The organism is Paraburkholderia strydomiana (genome assembly GCF_031456815.1).
GTDB lineage: Bacteria > Pseudomonadota > Gammaproteobacteria > Burkholderiales > Burkholderiaceae > Paraburkholderia > Paraburkholderia caledonica.
Genome location: NZ_JAVDVL010000004.1, coordinates 405446 through 423071 on the forward strand (window position 1 = coordinate 405446; position 17626 = coordinate 423071).

17 protein-coding genes are annotated in these 17626 nt (G+C 62.7%); 7 read left to right on the forward strand and 10 right to left on the reverse strand.

The features are described 5' to 3' along the window. Nucleotides 1–241 precede the first annotated feature (241 nt). Genes hemC through J2W46_RS14245 form a run of 3 tightly spaced genes read left to right on the forward strand, consistent with a single transcriptional unit; the run spans nt 242 to nt 4490 of the window. On the forward strand, nt 242–1279 hold the full coding sequence (hemC, locus tag J2W46_RS14235) for a hydroxymethylbilane synthase (protein WP_310354494.1): 1038 nt from the start codon (nt 242–244) through the stop codon (nt 1277–1279). Further along, entirely contained in the window at nt 1279–3297 is a 2019-nt protein-coding gene (gene hemDX, locus J2W46_RS14240) for a fused uroporphyrinogen-III synthase HemD/membrane protein HemX (protein ID WP_310354496.1), read from the forward strand. The genes hemC and hemDX overlap by 1 nt, the downstream gene beginning before the upstream one ends. A 2-nt stretch (nt 3298–3299) precedes the next feature. After that, a complete protein-coding gene (locus tag J2W46_RS14245; RefSeq protein ID WP_310354498.1) occupies nt 3300–4490 on the forward strand; it encodes a heme biosynthesis protein HemY in 1191 nt (396 codons plus the stop codon). A 199-nt stretch (nt 4491–4689) separates the two neighbouring features. On the opposite strand, the gene J2W46_RS14250 is transcribed toward J2W46_RS14245, so the two are convergent. Beyond that, nucleotides 4690–4947, reverse strand: coding sequence for a hypothetical protein (locus J2W46_RS14250; RefSeq protein WP_020065228.1), 258 nt, complete (start codon nt 4945–4947; stop codon nt 4690–4692). 217 nt (nt 4948–5164) lie between these two features. Here J2W46_RS14250 and J2W46_RS14255 point away from each other — a divergent pair, with 217 nt between their 5' ends. The 4 genes from J2W46_RS14255 (at nt 5165) to J2W46_RS14270 (ending at nt 7187) form a co-directional block, all read left to right on the forward strand. Continuing rightward, nucleotides 5165–5746 (forward strand): RNA polymerase sigma factor, encoded by a 582-nt coding sequence (locus J2W46_RS14255; RefSeq protein WP_179214114.1) that lies wholly within the window; start codon nt 5165–5167, stop codon nt 5744–5746. Nucleotides 5747–5758: 12 nt separating this feature from the next. Next, entirely contained in the window at nt 5759–6067 is a 309-nt protein-coding gene (locus J2W46_RS14260; RefSeq protein WP_020065231.1) for a hypothetical protein, read from the forward strand. 2 nt (nt 6068–6069) lie between these two features. Continuing rightward, nucleotides 6070–6366, forward strand: coding sequence for a 4Fe-4S dicluster domain-containing protein (locus J2W46_RS14265; RefSeq protein ID WP_204520410.1), 297 nt, complete (start codon nt 6070–6072; stop codon nt 6364–6366). A gap of 104 nt (nt 6367–6470) precedes the next feature. After that, nucleotides 6471–7187: an O-methyltransferase gene (locus J2W46_RS14270; protein ID WP_310354500.1), complete on the forward strand. Its 717-nt coding sequence runs from the start codon at nt 6471–6473 to the stop codon at nt 7185–7187. A 60-nt stretch (nt 7188–7247) separates the two neighbouring features. Here the strand turns inward: J2W46_RS14270 and J2W46_RS14275 are convergent, their stop codons facing one another. The 9 genes from J2W46_RS14275 to J2W46_RS14315 all read right to left on the reverse strand — a co-directional run bounded on the left by J2W46_RS14275 (nt 7248) and on the right by J2W46_RS14315 (nt 17364). Beyond that, entirely contained in the window at nt 7248–8864 is a 1617-nt protein-coding gene (locus J2W46_RS14275; protein ID WP_310354502.1) for an MFS transporter, read from the reverse strand. 110 nt (nt 8865–8974) lie between these two features. Continuing rightward, a complete protein-coding gene (locus J2W46_RS14280; protein ID WP_310354504.1) occupies nt 8975–9997 on the reverse strand; it encodes an LLM class flavin-dependent oxidoreductase in 1023 nt (340 codons plus the stop codon). 333 nt (nt 9998–10330) lie between these two features. Continuing rightward, complete coding sequence (locus tag J2W46_RS14285) at nt 10331–10681, reverse strand: hypothetical protein (protein ID WP_310065613.1); 351 nt, start codon at nt 10679–10681, stop codon at nt 10331–10333. 494 nt (nt 10682–11175) lie between these two features. Then, nucleotides 11176–11841 (reverse strand): DUF799 domain-containing protein, encoded by a 666-nt coding sequence (locus J2W46_RS14290; RefSeq protein ID WP_020065236.1) that lies wholly within the window; start codon nt 11839–11841, stop codon nt 11176–11178. Nucleotides 11842–11855: 14 nt separating this feature from the next. Continuing rightward, a complete protein-coding gene (locus J2W46_RS14295) occupies nt 11856–12221 on the reverse strand; it encodes a DUF4810 domain-containing protein (protein ID WP_020065237.1) in 366 nt (121 codons plus the stop codon). Nucleotides 12222–12276: 55 nt separating this feature from the next. Beyond that, nucleotides 12277–12954: a CsgG/HfaB family protein gene (locus J2W46_RS14300; protein ID WP_087751329.1), complete on the reverse strand. Its 678-nt coding sequence runs from the start codon at nt 12952–12954 to the stop codon at nt 12277–12279. 618 nt (nt 12955–13572) lie between these two features. Then, nucleotides 13573–14892: an MFS transporter gene (locus tag J2W46_RS14305; RefSeq protein ID WP_027775631.1), complete on the reverse strand. Its 1320-nt coding sequence runs from the start codon at nt 14890–14892 to the stop codon at nt 13573–13575. A 222-nt stretch (nt 14893–15114) separates the two neighbouring features. Further along, entirely contained in the window at nt 15115–15873 is a 759-nt protein-coding gene (locus tag J2W46_RS14310) for an SDR family oxidoreductase (RefSeq protein WP_027775630.1), read from the reverse strand. Nucleotides 15874–15924: 51 nt separating this feature from the next. Next, on the reverse strand, nt 15925–17364 hold the full coding sequence (locus tag J2W46_RS14315; RefSeq protein WP_310354507.1) for an aldehyde dehydrogenase family protein: 1440 nt from the start codon (nt 17362–17364) through the stop codon (nt 15925–15927). Between the last annotated feature and the right edge of the window lie 262 nt (nt 17365–17626).

Below are 17626 nucleotides of genomic sequence, written 5' to 3' on the forward strand. Positions count from 1 at the left end.
GATCATCGCGCATACGGCGGCGCGGTGCGCGAACGAGCGTGCGTGAACAGGTCGCAGCCAGACAGCGGCGCATGGCGCCAAGCCCGTCTCCTCCATTGATACCGCGTTGGCACGGCGCCTCTGCGCGCCTCGATTCGAGCCTTGTTCCGTAAGGGCCACAGGCGGGCGAACCGGGGGGTGAGCGCGAGGGCGCGTGCTAACATTGTTTGTTATTCCATCCCGTCATTCAATCGACAAGCTAATGAACACCGAGACGTTTGCCGCGCCACCCCACACGCTTGTGATTGCGTCGCGAGAAAGCCGCCTCGCCATGTGGCAGGCGGAGCATGTGCGATGTGCGCTGCACAAATTATATCCATCTTGTGACGTAAAAATCCTCGGAATGACGACACGCGGGGATCAAATTCTCGATCGCACTTTGTCGAAGGTGGGTGGTAAGGGACTGTTCGTCAAAGAACTCGAAGCGGCGCTCGCCGATGGCCGCGCCGATCTCGCGGTGCATTCGCTGAAAGACGTGCCGATGGAATTGCCCGCGGGCTTCGCGCTCTCCACGATCATGGAGCGCGAAGATCCGCGCGACGCACTCGTGTCGAACGATTACGACTCGCTTGCCGCGCTGCCGGCCGGCGCGGTGGTGGGCACATCGAGCCTGCGCCGCGAAGCGATGCTGCGCATGCGCTATCCGCATCTCCAGGTGCGGCCGCTGCGCGGCAATCTGGATACGCGCCTCGCCAAACTCGATCGCGGCGATTACGCGGCGATCATTCTCGCTGCGGCAGGTCTCAAGCGCCTCGGTCTGGCTGAGCGTATCCGTGCGCTGCTCGATCCGGACGACAGCTTGCCTGCTGCGGGGCAGGGCGCGCTCGGCATCGAGATTCGCGCCGATCGCGCCGACCTCGCGGCATGGCTCGCGCCGCTGCATCACGAACATACGGCGGCAGCGGTCGAAGCGGAGCGCATGGTGTCACGTTCGCTCGGCGGCAGTTGCGAAGTGCCGCTCGCCGCGTATGCAACATGGCATGACGGCGCGCTACATTTGCGCGGCATCGTGGCGACGCCCGATGGCCAGCGCGTGCTGAGCGCGCAGGCGTCGGCACCCGCGCCGACCGTCGAACGCGCGATCGCCTTGGGCAGCGAAGTGGCGAGCGCGCTAGAACAGCAAGGCGCAATGGACATCGTCCGCGCGCTCAGCGCGGCGAGCGGTCCCGCGGCACCGGGAGACGGTGCACACTCCGGCACGGACTCCGGCTCGGCAGGCATCCCGGTGTCCGGCGACTGATGGCGGCCGACATTCCCGGCAACGCATCGTCATCCGCCGGCAAGGCGGTGTTCACGGTCGTGATTACGCGACCGTCCGGTCAGTCGAGCGAACTGATAGAACGCCTCACCTCGGCCGGCATTGCGACGCTCGATTTCCCGCTGATCGACATTGCGCCCGTCGCCGACGACGCGCCGTTGCGCGCCGCGCTCGCCTCTCTCGAACGCTATGCGCTCGTCATATTCGTGTCGCCGAACGCGATCGATCATGCGTTCGCGAAGAGCGGCGCGATCTGGCCGCACGCATTGCCGGTCGGCGTGGTCGGCCCGGGCAGCGTGCAGGCGCTCGCGCGTCACGGCGTCAGCGCGTCGACTCACCAGATCATCAGTCCCGCATCCGGCGCCGACGACGATAACGGGCGCTTCGACTCCGAAGGCCTCTTCGCCGCGATCGACACGGCGCTCGGCGAGGCGAATCTTGAAGGCAAGCGTGTTCTGATCGTGCGCGGCGACGGTGGCCGCGAGTGGCTGGCCGACCGTTTGCGCGAGGCCGGCGCCGAGGTGGAGACGGTCGCCGCGTACCGGCGGCTCGTGCCCGAACCGTCGATTGGCGCGTGGGCTCGTGTGCACCGACTGCTTGCGGGCGAACCGCATGCCTGGCTTCTCACCAGCTCCGAAGGCGTGCGCAATCTGCACGAACTCGCGCAAGAGCATCTCACCGCCGACGAACTCGCGCAGCTCAAGCACGCCGCGCTCGTCACGCCTCATCCCCGTATTGCTGAGACCGCGCGGGCATTGGGTTTTGATAGGATTACGGTGTCAGGCGCGGGCGACGAGCGCATTGCCCGCACCTTGCTCGCCGATCTGCCGACCGTAGTTCAACCGGTACCGTCCAATCCGGCTCATTCACCGGCTAAATCACGCATGACTGAAACGAACGCATCCACGAACGCTTCACCCCAGCCGGCCGCGACCGCCGCGTTGCCGCCGAACCAACCCTTCACGCCTTACGAAGCGCAAAAGCGTCGCAGCGCGAGCGGACCGCTGCTGTGGTTTGTCGTCGTGGTTCTTGCTTGCGCTGCGGGCGTGGGCGGCTATGCGCTCAATCGCAAGGTGGAGCGCACCGAGCAGAACATCGCGCAGCGTCAGCAGGCGAACGACACGCAAACCAACGAACTGCGTATCAAAACCGAGCAGGCGCTCGCCACGGTGCGTCAGTCCGACTCGCAGGTCGCGCAACTGGAAGGCAAGCTCGCCGATGCGCAGGCTGCACAGCAGGCGCTGCAGCAACAGTACGCGGATCTCGCGCGCAATCGCGACGACTGGACGCTCGCGGAAGTCGGTCAGATGCTGTCTGCCGCAAGCCAGCAATTGCAATTGACCGGCAACACGCAGCTTGCGCTCTTCGCGCTGCAAAGCGCCGACACGCGGCTCGCGGCGTCCGATAGCACGCAGGCGGTCGCGGTCCGTAAGGCCATCGCCCAGGACATCGACAAACTGAAGGCCGCGCCTTCCACCGACCTGACGGGTCTTGCGATCAAGCTCGACAATGCGGTCGATCAGATCGACAGCCTGCCGCTTTCCGGCGAAGCGCCGATTGCCCATGCCACGCCGCGTGCGGCCACATGGGCAGATACGGCCAAGGTGTCCGCGGCCACCGGCGAGCCGCGCTGGAAAGTGTGGTGGAACCAGTTGACGAGCGGCATCGGCCAGCAGTTGACGAGCCTCGTGCAGGTGCGCCGCATCGACAACGCAGACGCGATGATGGTCGCGCCGGACCAGGGCTACTTCGTGCGTGAGAACGTGAAGCTGCGTTTGCTGTCGGCGCGTCTTGCGCTGCTCTCGCGTAACCAGACCACGCTGAAGTCCGACCTGCAGGGCGCGCAGACGGCGCTGACGCGTTACTTCGACATGTCGTCGAAGAAAACACAGAACGTTGTCGATCTCGTCAAGCAGGTCGAAGCCGGATCGGCCGCGGTCGAATTGCCGAATCTGAATACGAGCCTGCAAGCCGTCAATCAATACCGGGGCCGAGGTTAATCATGGCGATCCGGGGACTTCTATGGCTCGCGCTGCTCTTCACCATCGCGGTCGCGCTCGCGGTGGTCGGACGCTTCGACATGGGCCAGGTGATGCTGGTGTATCCGCCGTACCGCGTCGACATGTCGCTCAATCTGTTCGTGGTTGGGCTCGTGGTGCTGTTTATTCTGCTGTATGCGCTGCTGCGCATCGTGCGCAATATCTGGCGCATGCCGCAGCGTGTGGCCGCGTACCGTGCGCGCTCGCGCGTCGCGAAGGCGCATGCCGCGCTGCGTGACGCGATCGGCAATCTGTATGCCGGGCGCTTTTCCCGCGCGGAGAAGGCTGCGAAAGACGCGCTCGCGAACGGCGACAACAAGGGCGCGGCCGGCCTGATCGCGGCTACTGCGGCGCATCGCATGCATGAATACGCGCGGCGCGACGAATGGCTCGCTCAGATCGACGAAACCGACTGGCAGGACGCCCGTCTGATGGCCACCGCCGACATGCGCGCCGACGGCCGCGACGCGGACGGCGCGCTGACCGCGCTCACCGAAATGCAATCGCAGGGCGCGCGGCGCATTCACGCTCAGCAGATCATGTTGCGCGCGCAGCAGCAATTGAAGAACTGGGGCGAGGTGCTCAAGCTCGTCAAGACGCTGGAAAAGCGCGAGGCGATTCACCCAGCGGTGGCGGTGCGCTTGCGGCAACTGGCGGCGGAGAATCTGCTGCGCGATCGTCGGCATAACGCCGATGCGTTACTCGAACTGTGGAATTCGCTGACGCCGACGGAGCGTCATTCGCCGCGTCTCGCCGATCTAGCTGCCGAACTGCTGGTGGCGCTGAATCGTCCGCATGAGGCGCGCAAGATCGTTGAAGAAGCGCTCGCGCAGAATTGGGACGCGCGCTTGCTGCGTCGTTATCCGGATACTGCGGGCGGCGATGCGTTGCCGCTCATCCAGAAGGCCGAAGCGTGGCAAAAGGATCGTCCGGACGACGCGGATTTGCTGTTCGCATTGGGCCGGTTGTGTCTGCATCAGCAGTTGTGGGGGAAGGCGCAGTCGTTCCTGGAGCGTGCGCTGAAGCTTGCTGACAATGAGACGCTGAAGATTCGGTCGCACCGTGCGTTGGCTCGGCTTCACGAGCAGTTGGGAGACACAGAGAAGGCGAGCCAGCACTATCGTGAGAGTGCGTTGGCGATGAACATCGTGTGAGACCGCTCTTTGCGCTGGGCAGCAATGCGAAGAGCGTCTGACGATGTCGTCGCTCGTCGCGTGTTGCTCGACGGGAAGTCTTCAACTCCCCAACTTTCGCACCGCATTACCATGCAGCCCGAAACTTCGGGACTTGAGCGCCGTGCACGAATGCACGTTCGAGCGGCGCTCTGTCTAGCTGGCCAGTCTCTCCGGGAGACTAGTGGAGTACCGCTCCTTCAGGTGCGGCGAGCGTACTGGAACCGTCCTCTGCCGCCGCCAGTTCCAGCTTCAGCCGGGCCGCGGCCAGCACGCGCAGAACGTCGGCGTTGATCATCAGTTCGTCCACCGCCGTCAGCATCAGGTCGGGATAATCGCGGAACTGTGCGAGCCTCGTCAGTTGCCCTTGCATGTCGGCGCACAGCTGCGTCACTTCGTCTGCAATGCTCGCGGACGAGACTGGCGCTCCCGGGGACATGCAATCCTCGAATCCCTCACTAGCCAAAATTTCCAGAAGGACCGTCTGATATCTGCTCATTGTTGATCTGCCTCGCTACAAGTGCATCAACTGTAGCTTGGATCTGCGTGAGCAATTCCCGGAACAGGAGCGCTGAACCCGCCCAATTCACGGTTGCGAACGGAAAAGAATTTCCGCACCCCCACAATATTCGCGCGCCTGAAACGTCTTCAGACGCATGGAACCGCCACCCACCTCGCACACGATGACCGAACGCGACAACGACATCACCGCGACCGTGGTGCGTGAGCGCACGAGGCTCGTCAATTTCATCCGGCGACGAATACGCGATCCCGACGATGCCGAGGACATTTTGCAGGACGTGTTCCATGAATTCGTGCAGGCGTACCGGCTGCCCGCTCCGATCGAACAGGCGAGCGCGTGGCTCTTCCGGGCCGCGCGCAACCGGATCATCGATCGATTTCGTAAGAAAAGAGAGCAGCCTTTGACAGACCTGTCCGAGGGCGATGACGACACCGACAGTGAGTATCGCCTGGACCTCGCGCTGCCGTCGCCCGACGCGGGTCCCGAAGCGCTCTACGCTCGCGCGCTGTTGCTCAAAGCGTTGCAGGACGCGATTGACGAGTTGCCGCCGAACCAGCGCGAGGTATTTATCGGCCACGAACTGGAAGGAAGGTCCTTCAAAGACATGGTGGCGGAAAGCGGCGTCACGCTGAATACGCTGCTTGCGCGCAAACGCTACGCGGTCTTGCACCTGCGTGCCCGGCTGCAAGCCATTTATGACGAACTGGGTATTTAGAGGAGTCGACGGATGAAATTTCGAATCAGATGCGTGGGTAAGGTACTGCTTGTGGTGGTCGCCATTGGCGTGCTCGGCTGGGTGGTCATGAGTCTATGGAACTGGGTGATTCCGGCATTGTTCGTCGGCGCCCGTACGATCGACTTCGCGCATGCGCTGGGCTTGCTGGTCTTGAGCCGCATCCTGTTTGGCGGGTTCCGAGGACACGGCGGATGGCGCGAACGGCGTCATTGGCGCAAATGGCAAGCCATGACGCCGGAGGAGCGGGAGCATTTTCAGACTGCATGGCGATCAGGCCGCGCCCGGCGCGAGGGAGAATGAACATGCGCGAAATATCAACGGCGGACTGCAAACAGAAGCCGGGCGTGATTGCGCCAGTCGTCGACCTGAAACGCTGCGAAGGTAAGGGCGATTGTCTGGATGTTTGCCCCGAGAATGTGTTTGAGATCCGGCGCATCGACGACGTCGATTATCTGAGTCTCGGTTTCATGCATCGTTTCAAGCTGCGTGTGCATGGAATGAAGGTCGCCTACACGCCGAACGCGGACGCGTGCCGGTCGTGCGGTCTCTGCGTGAGCGCATGTCCTGAACGCGCAATCAAGCTCGCCAGAACGGCATAGGGTCCAACGTCTTGGCTGATGGCGGAACGACACCGCCCGCTGCCCGATGAACCGGGCAGCGCTGGGTGCCTCATCAACACTACCGATCTCGTCAAGGAGCGCACATGACCTCGTCAAGCGCAGTTCTTTTGCGGCGGCTTCACGAACAGAGTCAGACAGAAGTCATAGCCCGCGCACAGGCGCAGTTCGATGGATCGAGCGACGAATTCCTGACCCTCGCGGAGGAATACGACACGCTCGCACCTCGACTGCGCGGCCGGTTTCTCGAAACGCTCGGACTGTCCAGCGAAGATTTCGAGTCGTCGCAAGGCACTCCTTTATCGTTAGCCGTGTCAGCGAAAACGGGTAAGTTTCTGCACAACATGGTGCTTGCGCATAAACCGGCTCGAATCCTCGAACTCGGCAGTTCTTGCGGCGTGTCCACGCTATATCTCGCCGAAGCCCTTCGCACGTTGGGCAGTGGAGTGGTGACAGCGACCGAATCCGACCCGCTCAAGTGTGCGCAACTTCGGGCCAACGTCAAAGCGGCGGGCGTAGAGGCTTATGTTGACCTGTGGGAGGGCGACGCCTTTCAGACCGTTGCCCAACTGGAAGGCACTTTCGATATGGTGTTCATCGACGTATGGGCCAACACCTATCTGAATCTCTTCAAGCAGATTGAGCGGCTGCTGCGCCCTGGCTCTATCGTTCTCGCCGACAACATGTACACGGCCGAGGACGCCGTTCAGCCGTACAAGCGCTACCTTGACGACGATCCGCGCTTTTCGACAACGACGCTCGACTTCGAATCAGGGCTCGAATTTACAGTCGTCGTTTCTTAAGCTGGCAAAGAACGGGCTTCCGGGATGCCGCGAGCAGACATGTTCGGTAAGCGAAGCGCGTCACTTGCGCGGCTCGATGGTGGCGAAGGCGAGCGCCGCTCCTGCGAACGCGCATGCTGCGGACACCAGCGCGACGGCGCGCAGCGCGTCAACAATGGCGTCGGCTTCCGCCTGCGCCGCGAGTGTCTGCGAATGCGTAGGAGAGGCATCGGTGGCTGCGGCACGGGGTTGCGCGTCCAATTGCAGTAACGCGGTCTGGCGTGCATCGTGAGGAACGTGCAGTTCGTCGAGGCGCGCCGACAGCGCTGCGTTATGCGACCACACGAACACAATGCCGAGTACCGCAACCGCCAGCAGGCTCGCCACGCGTGCGACCGCGTTGTTGATTCCCGAGGCGACGCCTGCGCGGTGGCCCGGCACTGAGGCCATCACGGTCGTCGTGAGTGGTGCGACCGTGATGGTCATGCCGAGCCCGAGCACGACGAGCGCGGGCAAAAATCCGGTCCAAAAGTTTCCGCGCACGAACGGCAGCGCAAGCATCGCAAAACCGATTCCGGCGATGCACGGGCCAGCGCTCAATAGGGCCCGCGAACCGAAGCGAGTCGTCAGACCGCCCGTCAAGCGCGACAACGAGCCGATGATCACGGGCACCGGCAGCAACGCTGCGCCCGCCTCGGTGGCGGTGTAGCCGTGTGCGCGGATCAGCGTGAACGGCAGGAAGAAAAATGCGCCGCCCAGACCGAAGTAAAGCAGCAGCGTGACCAAGTTCGCGCCGGTGAAATCGCGCGAGCGGAACACTTCGAGCGGCATCATCGGGTCACGGCTCTTCGCTTCGATCATCACGAATGCAGCCAGCACGAGCACCCCAACGCCGATTGCGCACAGTACGATGGGATGCGCGAAACCACGCGCCGACGCCTCGGTCAGGCCATAGGTGAGTGCGGCGAGCCCCGCTGCCGCGCTCAGCGCGCCAGGCCAGTCCAGCTGTTGAGGCGCATCGGGCTTGTGGCTGTTCGGCACCGACAAAACGGCGAGCGCAATGGTTGCCGCTGCGAGCGGGACGTTGAGAAAGAAGATCGCGCGCCACGACAACGCGTCGACGAGCAAGCCACCGGCCACTGGACCCAGCGCCGACGTAATCGCGCCGACACCTGCCCACGTACCGATTGCCCGTCCGCGCTCTTCGCCGTCGAACACGGCACCAATGATCGCGAGGCTGCTGGGCACGAAGAGCGCAGCGCCAATGCCCTGCACCGCACGCCCGGCGATCAGTGAGCCCGCGTTCGGCGCGAGCCCGCAAGCGGCCGACGCCAGCGTGAAGACCGCGACACCCGCAATGAACACCGTGCGGCGGCCGAGTTTGTCGCCCATCGATCCGCCCACCAGTACGAGCGATCCCAGAAAGAGAAGGTAGGCGTTGACGATCCACTGCATCGACGCGACGCTCGCGTGCAACTCGCTCTGGATGGCGGGTAATGCGACATTGACGACAGAGCCGTCGATAAACGCCATGCTCGAGCCGAGGATCGTCGCGGCGAGCGCAAGACGTTTGCGCCGGCACGGACTGTCGAGCGCAGTAGGCTGCGCGCGGATGATGAGCTCGTCGCACGGGCTCGCTTGAGCAGCGACGCCGTGCGTCGGGTGAGGATCGTTATCAAGAACGTGCGGGTCGGCCATGCTCGCTCCAGTGCTGGTCGATGGTGACTAGCATAGCAACTGGAGCGAAGTTGCGTTAAAACGCAGACCGTCGCCAGAACGTTCCCGCCGGCGGGTGCCAGTCCGCCGTACTAACGCCAGCCGAGCGCCGGGGCAACATGCGTCAGGATCGACTCGATGACGTGCGCGCAGTATTCCACGCCTAGCTGGTTCGGTACGGTCAGCAGTAGCGTGTCGGCTTCCGCGATCGCCTCGTCCGCTGCAAGCTGCTTCACGAGCGTATCGGGCGGTGCCGCGTAGCTGCGCCCAAAAATCGTTCGGATGTTGTCATCGAGCAGACCGACCGTGTCGTCGCTATTCGCATCGCGTCCGAAATACATCCAGTCGCGATCGTTCATCAGCGCGAAAATGCTGCGGCTGACCGACACGCGCGGCTCTCGCGTGTGTCCGGCTTCTTTCCACGCCTGCCGATACGCCCGGATCTGCTCGGCTTGCTGGATGTGAAGAGGGCGGCCCGACTCATCGTTCTTCAGTGTCGAGCACTGGAGGTTCATGCCCATTCCGGCCGCCCAGACCGCCGTTGCATCTGAGCCCGAACCCCACCAGATCCGGTCGCGCAACCCCTCGGAGTGAGGCTCGACCCGAAGCAGTCCCGGCGGGTTTGCAAACATCGGTCGCGGATTCGGTTCAGCAAATCCCTCGCCGCGCAGCACCTCATAAAATACCTCGGTGTGGTGCCGCGCGAGATCGGCATGCGTCTCGCCCTCGCCGGGCGCATAACCGAAGTAACGCCACCCGTCGATCACCTGTTCGCCGGAGCCTCGGCTGATGCCAAGTTGCAGGCGCCCGCCCGCGATCAGATCGGCCGCCCCGGCGTCTTCCGCCATGTAGAGCGGGTTTTCATAACGCATGTCGATGACAGCGGTGCCGATCTCAATGCGGCTCGTTTTCGCACCGACCGCAGCCAGAAGCGGGAACGGCGACGCTAGCTGGCGCGCGAAATGATGCACGCGAAAAAACGCGCCGTCGGCCCCGAGTTCCTCGGCAGTGACAGCGAGCTCGATGGATTGCAGGAGCGCATCGGAGGCCGAACGTGCGAGTGAATGTCGCGATGGACTCCAATGGCCAAACGTGAGAAAGCCGATCTTTTTCATAACAGTCCTGCCAGCATGCGTAGGTGGGCGATAACTGCATCTTGCCCGAGTCGCGCAGATGGCGCTCGCTGCGCGAGCCGTGTGCCGACGAGCCGCGAAGTCGGTGGACGCCGGCAGATCCTTCCACAAGCGCGACGAACGCTGTTGCGAGTTTCGCAGGCTCGTCAGGCTGGACAGGAGGGGCCGCCCGGTGCGGACTCTTGATTAGACGGGCATGAATGGAACGACTTTTTCATTGATGGAGCGGTCGCGCCGCGATCTTCGCTCGGGCGAAAACACGGCGAAAGTAATGCCGATTACGAGCGAGTCAGACGCTTGCCCTTTTCGAATCGGCTATTTGCCTGCACCGGTGGAAGGGACGCAAGTGAGCACGAGAACTCCTCCGTTATTCGCGGCAGAGCTGACTGTTGCCTGATGAAATTCTCGCGGCCCGCACGACCATTCGGCAACGAAATCGGCTTTGCAGGCACTTCGAGTACGAGAGGTCGCCGGCGAGAAAACCGGGTAGCGGCAGGTATCGACATCGTTACAGTGCAGAGCCAACGCACGAGTGGAATTGCCATGATGAGCGCCACAATTAGCGCCATAGGTGCCCGATTCGATCCGGATGGTGCCAGCGAAGGTGTTCACGCTCGCCCCGAAAAGACCAGCAAGCGAAAGAAGCGTGCAGATTGCTCGGATCATGATTGCCTCCAGGCGTCACTATTGCTCCGCGAATACGGGCCGCCAGGTGAGCGATCGCCGGTGACGGCCTGCGTCCTGCAGGAAGCACGTCGCCGAGTGCGCTATTCAAGTGTAGGTTGAAATTGGGTTTTCGCACTGGCAGGCACTGGCTGCCTGAGGCCGGCTATTCGCGGCCGCGGCGGAGTTTGTTACGGGGGAAATCTTGCACGTCGATGGTGGTCGGCATGCGGGGCATTAGGCGGTGTTAGGCGAGGCGTTGTAAGTCGCGCCGCGCAGTGCAGAGTGGTGATCGATATTCCTGGGGAAGGGCGGGCGTCGCGTTCGCGAAGTTCTGCCGGCGAGCGTCTACTTCGCCCTACCGACCGACCTTCGAAACGTGGCTGACCGACGCCGTCAACCTGGTCTGCGCGATGTTTGCGTGGATTCGCGAGGTAGTGCCTGGTCTCGCCGATGCAAAACGCCTCGGCGAGACTCGTCGCAAGCGCGAACGCCGCTTAGTCCGTGCCGTACTTTGGCGAGCGCGGACCGTAGAGCAGGCCCGTCGGCGCTCCCGCGTGCAGCAGACGATAGCTCGTGATACCGGCAATATCGTGGCTCTTGTCCGTGAGCGAGTTCGCGATCTGCTTGACCGCAGCCATCACGAGCATGCCTATCAGGCCACCGCCCCCGTTGTTGTTGCCTTCTTCGCTGTTGGCCGTCGCGGCGCCTTGCCAGAGCACATCGCCGCTCTTCAGATCGACGAGTTTCGCCGACGCCGTCACCACCGTCGCGCTGACCAGCACGCGATACTGCGTGCCGTATTGCGAGATCGTCGAGTACAGGACCGCATCCGCGCCGAAGATCTCTCGCAGCTTCGCCGGCGATGTCTGCTGGATATCACCCGCCGTCGTGACGCCGTTCTGCTTGAACGTTTCCTCCATTACGGCGACCGGGATCACGTAGTAGCCCGCCTCGGCGAGTGGCATCGTCATCTGCGAGAGCACGCTGTTCGACGCATTCACATCCGTCGTCGTGTTATCGGGCGGCAGCACGAGGATCGAGCGCGGATGCGCATGCTTGAACGCCGTGTAATCCAAGTGCTTCGCGGGCTGCGCGCAAGCGGCGAGCAGCGCGAGCGCGGACAGCGCCAGCGAGAGCTTGAGAGAAGAGATTCTGGACATATCGGTACGCTCGCTTATTGTTGTTTTGGTTTCTTCATCAGGAAGTCCATGTAGGTCGCCGCCTCCGGGAAGAGCTGCTTCTCGGCGTCGAATTCCTGCATGGCGTTCGTGTCGTTACCGACGTTCGCGTACAGCATGCCCAGTTGCGCATGGAAGCCGGGCGGCGGCGTGTTGCCCTTCGCGTTGATTTGCTGCCGCGCCTTTTCGAGCGCGTCGATCTGTTCCTGCGGGCCCTTTTCACCCTTCAGGTAGTCGTAGACGCTGGGCTGGTAGCCGGTCCACTGATAGAGCGGTGGCGTAGTGTTCGCGCAGCCCGCGAGCAGCAGCATTGCTGTCGTGACGGGCAGGCGAAGGCCTCGAAGCATGCCGGTGTATTTCATGGGAACCCCGTAGTATTCGTTGTTTTATCGAGCAATAAATGTGGACGACGCGCGCTCAGCGAGCGGTGCGCAATGCGCCCACGTCGACCTGTTCGGCCAGATGGTTGACGGCTTCCTGGATCGCGAGGTCGAGGACTTTGCCGTTGAGCGTCGAGTCGTAGCTCGCGGTGCCGCCAAATCCGATGATCTGGCGATTGGAGAGGCTGTATTCGCCCGCGCCTTGCGCCGAGGCGACGACTTCCGAAGTCGTGGTATCGACGACGTTGATGCTGACCTTCGCGTAAGCGATCTGGTTCTTACCGCTGCCAAGAATGCCGAATAGTTGGTGATCGCCGACTTCCTTGCGGCCGAATTCGGTGACGTCGCCGGTGATGACGAAATTCGCGCCCTTGATCGCCTGCGCCTTTTTGGTGAAGCCGGCTTCCTGGCGGATTTCGTCGAGGTTGTCGCGGTCAAGCACGTTGAAACGGCCGCTCTGTTGCAGCGAAGTGATCAGAATGGTCTTGGCCTGGCTACCAAGACGATCGACGCCGTCGGAGAAAATGCCACGCATATAGCTCGAGCGGTTGTCGAACTTTCCGACCGAGATTTGCACGGCCTTGCCGACGGGCGGGCGCTGCGCGCTGGCCACCGGCGCAACCGGGAGTGAGCGCGACGACTCTGTCGCACAGCCGCCTAGTGCCGCAATCGCGGCGGCGGCGAGGACGACGCCACAAGTTTTTGACACTTCCATCGATTCTCCTTGGTGTTGGAACGGGAACATCAGTCAGCGTGCGCGCGGGGCGCACGAGCGAAAGCGGCAAGAGAATGGGGAGCAGCGAGATGTGTCGCTGCGAGGCGGCGGTGCGCTCGCGCAAGGCGCGAGGCGTCCGAGCCGCGCGTATGTGGATACGGCGAACGTGGAAGGTGCAGTGCGTCGCCGCACGCGTGGTTATTCCATCGGCGTTGCAAGTTTCTCGCTTCCGGCACGCGAGCGTGCGCGCCGAAGCTCCCCGGTTCTTATTGGTGTAGCGTGTTTTTTTAACTAGTACTCAAGTTTCCACACGAATCTATCGGCGGGTTTACCGGAAACTTTAGGAAAGTTGCGATTTAATGCGCGACGCATTTTGTCGACGCGCTTTTCAGTTTTATTTGGATGCGATTAAAAGGGCGTGAGCCTAAGTTCGATGATCCAGGAAGCTGCCGTTCCTCTATTAGACGCCGACAACGTCTGCAAGCCGCCACATTGCTGACGAAGAACTCAATGCGCTCCAAGTCGCCTTCTCCTGCGACGCTGTCCCACTATCCCCAAAAAACAAAAAGCCCCGGCAGCACACAGCCACCGGGGCCCCACCACACACAACGCTTCAACTCACCGATTAACCATCTTCGCCGGCACGCTAATCGCCAGCAACCCGCCAACGACCATAAACGCCGCAAGCATATACATCCCCGAGTCATTAGCGGCAGTCGCCTGCTTCAACCAGCCGACAGCATACGGACTCAAAAACCCCGCGAGATTACCAATCGAATTAATCATCGCGATACCGGCAGCCGCACCCGTGCCCGCGAGAATCGCCGTAGGCAAACTCCAGAACAAAGGCAACGTAGTGAGAATGCCCATAGTCGCGAGCGTGAGAGAAGCCATTGCAAGCAGCGTGTTCTGCGCCCACACAACCGACAGCACCAAACCAATCGCGCCGGCGAAAGCGGGCAACGCGATATGCCAGCGCCGTTCGCGCGTACGGTCCGCGCTGCGCGCAACGAACACCATTGCGACGACCGCCGCCGCGAAAGGAACCGCCGACAGCAGACCGATCGCGAACGCATCGGTCACACCGGTCGCCTTGATGATAGTCGGCAGCCAGAAGCTCACGCCGTACAGACCCATCACAAACGAGAAGTACGTGAAGCTCAGCATCAGCACGCGGCCGCTCGTCAGCACCTGACGGATCGGCATGTCGTGCTTGGTGGCTTCCTCGGCGGAAACGTGGCGCTCGAGCAGTTCCTTTTCCTCTTTCGTGAGCCACTTTGCTTTCGCAATGCGGTCGTCGAGCGCAACGAACACCAGGATGCCGACGAGTACCGACGGTATCCCTTCCAGCAAGAAAAGCCATTGCCAGCCGTGCCAGCCGTTCATGCCATTGAACGTCTTGAGGATATAGCCCGACACCGGCCCGCCGATCACACCCGACAGCGCGATAGCCGTCATGAACCACGTCGTCATCCGTCCGCGCCGGTGCGACGGATACCAGTACGTGAGATACAGAATGATGCCCGGGAAGAAGCCGGCTTCCGCGACGCCGAGCAGAAAGCGCATCACATAGAACATGGTCGGCGTGGTGACGAACATGGTCAGCATGGAGATCACGCCCCAGGAGACCATGATCCGCGCGATCCACACTCGCGCGCCCACCTTGTGCAAAATCACATTGCTCGGAATCTCAAAGAAGAAATAGCCGACGAAGAAAATGCCCGCGCCAAAGCCATAAACCGCATCGCTCAAGCCGAGGTCGCTCGTCATTTGCAGCTTCGCAAAGCCGACGTTCACGCGGTCCAGATACGCGACCACGTAGCAGAGCATCAGGAGCGGCGCGAGCCGCCAGTTGACCTTGCGATAGGTCGCCTCTTCGAAAGTGGAAGGCGGCGCGCCCGCGCCGGGATGGTGGAGCGGATTTGCGGGACTAGCCATGGTGTCTCCTCTTTTCTTGTCGAATTGAAGTGCCGCGTCGATTGATTCTAGCCGTGCGGCGCGGCTCGCACGGCAATTAGATACCGGGGGAAAACACTGAGCCCGTCAAGCGCCGCGCGTGAACGCGGCTTGCTCAGGGCGTGGCTATGAGCGCCGTGAGCGGCGCTGCGACGACAAAGCCGAAGCCGAACGCAGCGCCAACGTCAACGTAGAACGCAAGCTCTACACGCAGCGGCCGCCATCCACTTCAAGACACACGCCGGTGATGAACTCCGCTTCGTCCGAAGCCAGATAGAGCGCGGCGTTGGCAATATCTTGCGGCGTCGAGAAGCGCCCGAGCGGAATGCCGGCGAGAAAGCGCTGACGGTTCTCAGGCGTATCTTCAACGCCCATGAATTCCGACAGCAGCGCCGTTTCGCCGATCACCGGATTCACGCAGTTCACGCGAATCCTGTCCGGGCCCAACTCCACGGCGAGCGACTTGCTCGCGATGATCACCGCGCCCTTGCTGCCGTTGTACCAGACGAGTCCGGGGCGCGGCCGCACGCCCGCCGTCGACGCAATATTGATGAAGCTGCCGCCGCCTTGTTCGCGGAAATACGGCACGAACTCCTGCACGCTCCAGTAGATGCTTTTGACGTTCACCGCGTACACGCGGTCGAACTCGGCTTCGGTGACTTCGAGCACAGGTTTGTTGCGATGCGTGGTGCCCGCGTTATTGACGACTATCTGCACGCTGCCGAAGTCTTCGAGTGCCGCTTCACGCAGCTTCTGCCAGTCCTCGCGTTGCGCGACGTTGCCCGCGACGGCGATGGCCTTGCCACCGGCCAGCGCAATCTCGCTCGCGACGCGCTCGGCGGCGGGGCCGTTCAGATCGTTGACCACGACGTTCGCGCCTTCGCGCGCGTAGGTCTTCGCGATGCCTTCGCCGAAACCCGAGCCGCCACCCGTGACGATGGCCGTTTTACCTGTCAACCGCATAGTGTCTCCGCTGTTTGTTGTGAGTGGTGATGGATAAGTTCAGCTTGCGAACTAGCCGTGCCGGATCGCAATTGTCTTTAGCGCCGTGAAGCCATACAGCGCCTCGAAACCCTTTTCGCGCCCGTGGCCCGAATGCTTGACGCCGCCGAACGGCAGCTCGACGCCGCCGCCCGCGCCATAGTTGTTGATGAACACCTGGCCCGAGCGCAGACGCCGCGCGAGGCGCATTTGCCGCGCGCCGTCGCGTGTCCAGATGCCCGCGACGAGGCCGTATTGCGTGCCGTTCGCGAGCGCGAGCGCTTCGTCTTCGTCGCTAAAGGACATCGCGGCGAGCACGGGTCCGAACACTTCGTCGCGTGCGAGACGGTGGCTCGCGGGCACATCGCGCAATAGCGTGGGCGCCTGATAGAAGCCGCTTTCCGGCGCTTCGGGAATCACCTCGCCATGCGCGGCCATTGCTATGCCGTCGTGTTGCGCGTCGGAGAGAAAGTCCCACACGCGCCGTTGCTGCTTCGCGTTGATAAGCGGCCCGCAGTCGAGATCCGCGTGCGAGGGGCCCACGCGCAGCGCGTTGAACGCGCCGCTCAGCCGGTCGAGCAACGGCTCGTAAATCGCGCGGTCGATCAGCACGCGGCTGCCCGCCGAACACGTCTGCCCGGCGTTCTGCACGATCGCCGACACGAGTACGGGCAACGCGGCGTCGAGGTCCGCATCGGCAAAGACGAGTTGCGGCGACTTGCCGCCGAGTTCGAGCGTGACCGGCACGTGGTTTTCGGCGGCCATTTGTGTGACGAGCTTGCCGGTCTCGGGCGAGCCTGTGAACGAAATGTGATCGATGCCCGAGTGACGTGCGAGCGCCGCTCCCGCTTCATGTCCGTAACCAGTGACGATATTCAGCGCGCCTGCGGGCAGGCCCGCTTCGGCCGCCAGTTCGGCGACGCGCAGCACCGAGAGACACGCGTCTTCAGCCGGCTTGACGACGCATGCGTTGCCCACGGCAAGTGCCGCGCCCACGCTGCGGCCGAAAATCTGCATTGGATAATTCCACGGCACGATGTGGCCGGTTACGCCGTGCGGCTCGCGGATGGTCATCACCGTATAGCCGGCCTGATAGGGCAGTGTTCCGCCATGCAGTTTGTCGGCCGCCCCTGCATAAAACTCGAAGTAGCGCACGAGCGCGGCGGAATCGGCGCGTGCCTGTTTGAGCGGCTTGCCGGTGTCGCGGGCTTCGAGTTGCGCCAGTTCTTCCTGGCGCGCGGCGACGAGCATCGACAGCCGATACAGCACACGTCCGCGTTCCGCCGCGCTTGCCGCGCCCCAGGCGCCTTCGAACGCGCGGCGCGCGGCATGGACGGCGGCGTCGATATCCGCCGCGGTGCCCCGCGCAAGTTGCGTGAACGGCTGGCCGTCCGAAGGATCGAGCACGGCGATCGTCTCGCCGCCTGAAGCAGCGGACCATTCGCCGCCAATGAAGTGTCGGGCTTCTTCCATGCAGACTCCTTGAGATGTCGCGCAGCCGGCGTACGTTCAGCCAGACGCCGAAGCGGATGCCGTTACGCGGTGTTCACAAACCAGAGGCACAATCGAGAGACGCCAGACGATTATCGCGCCGATCCGGCGACGGACGCCATCGGCCGATTGGCTATAATGGCGCATTCCGCACTGTCCGGCCGCTGCGCTCCTGCTCGAGGCAAGTTTTACGATGCATGCCCTCGAGCCCACGCGCCGCATGCCGTGCTCCAAATTCCATCCT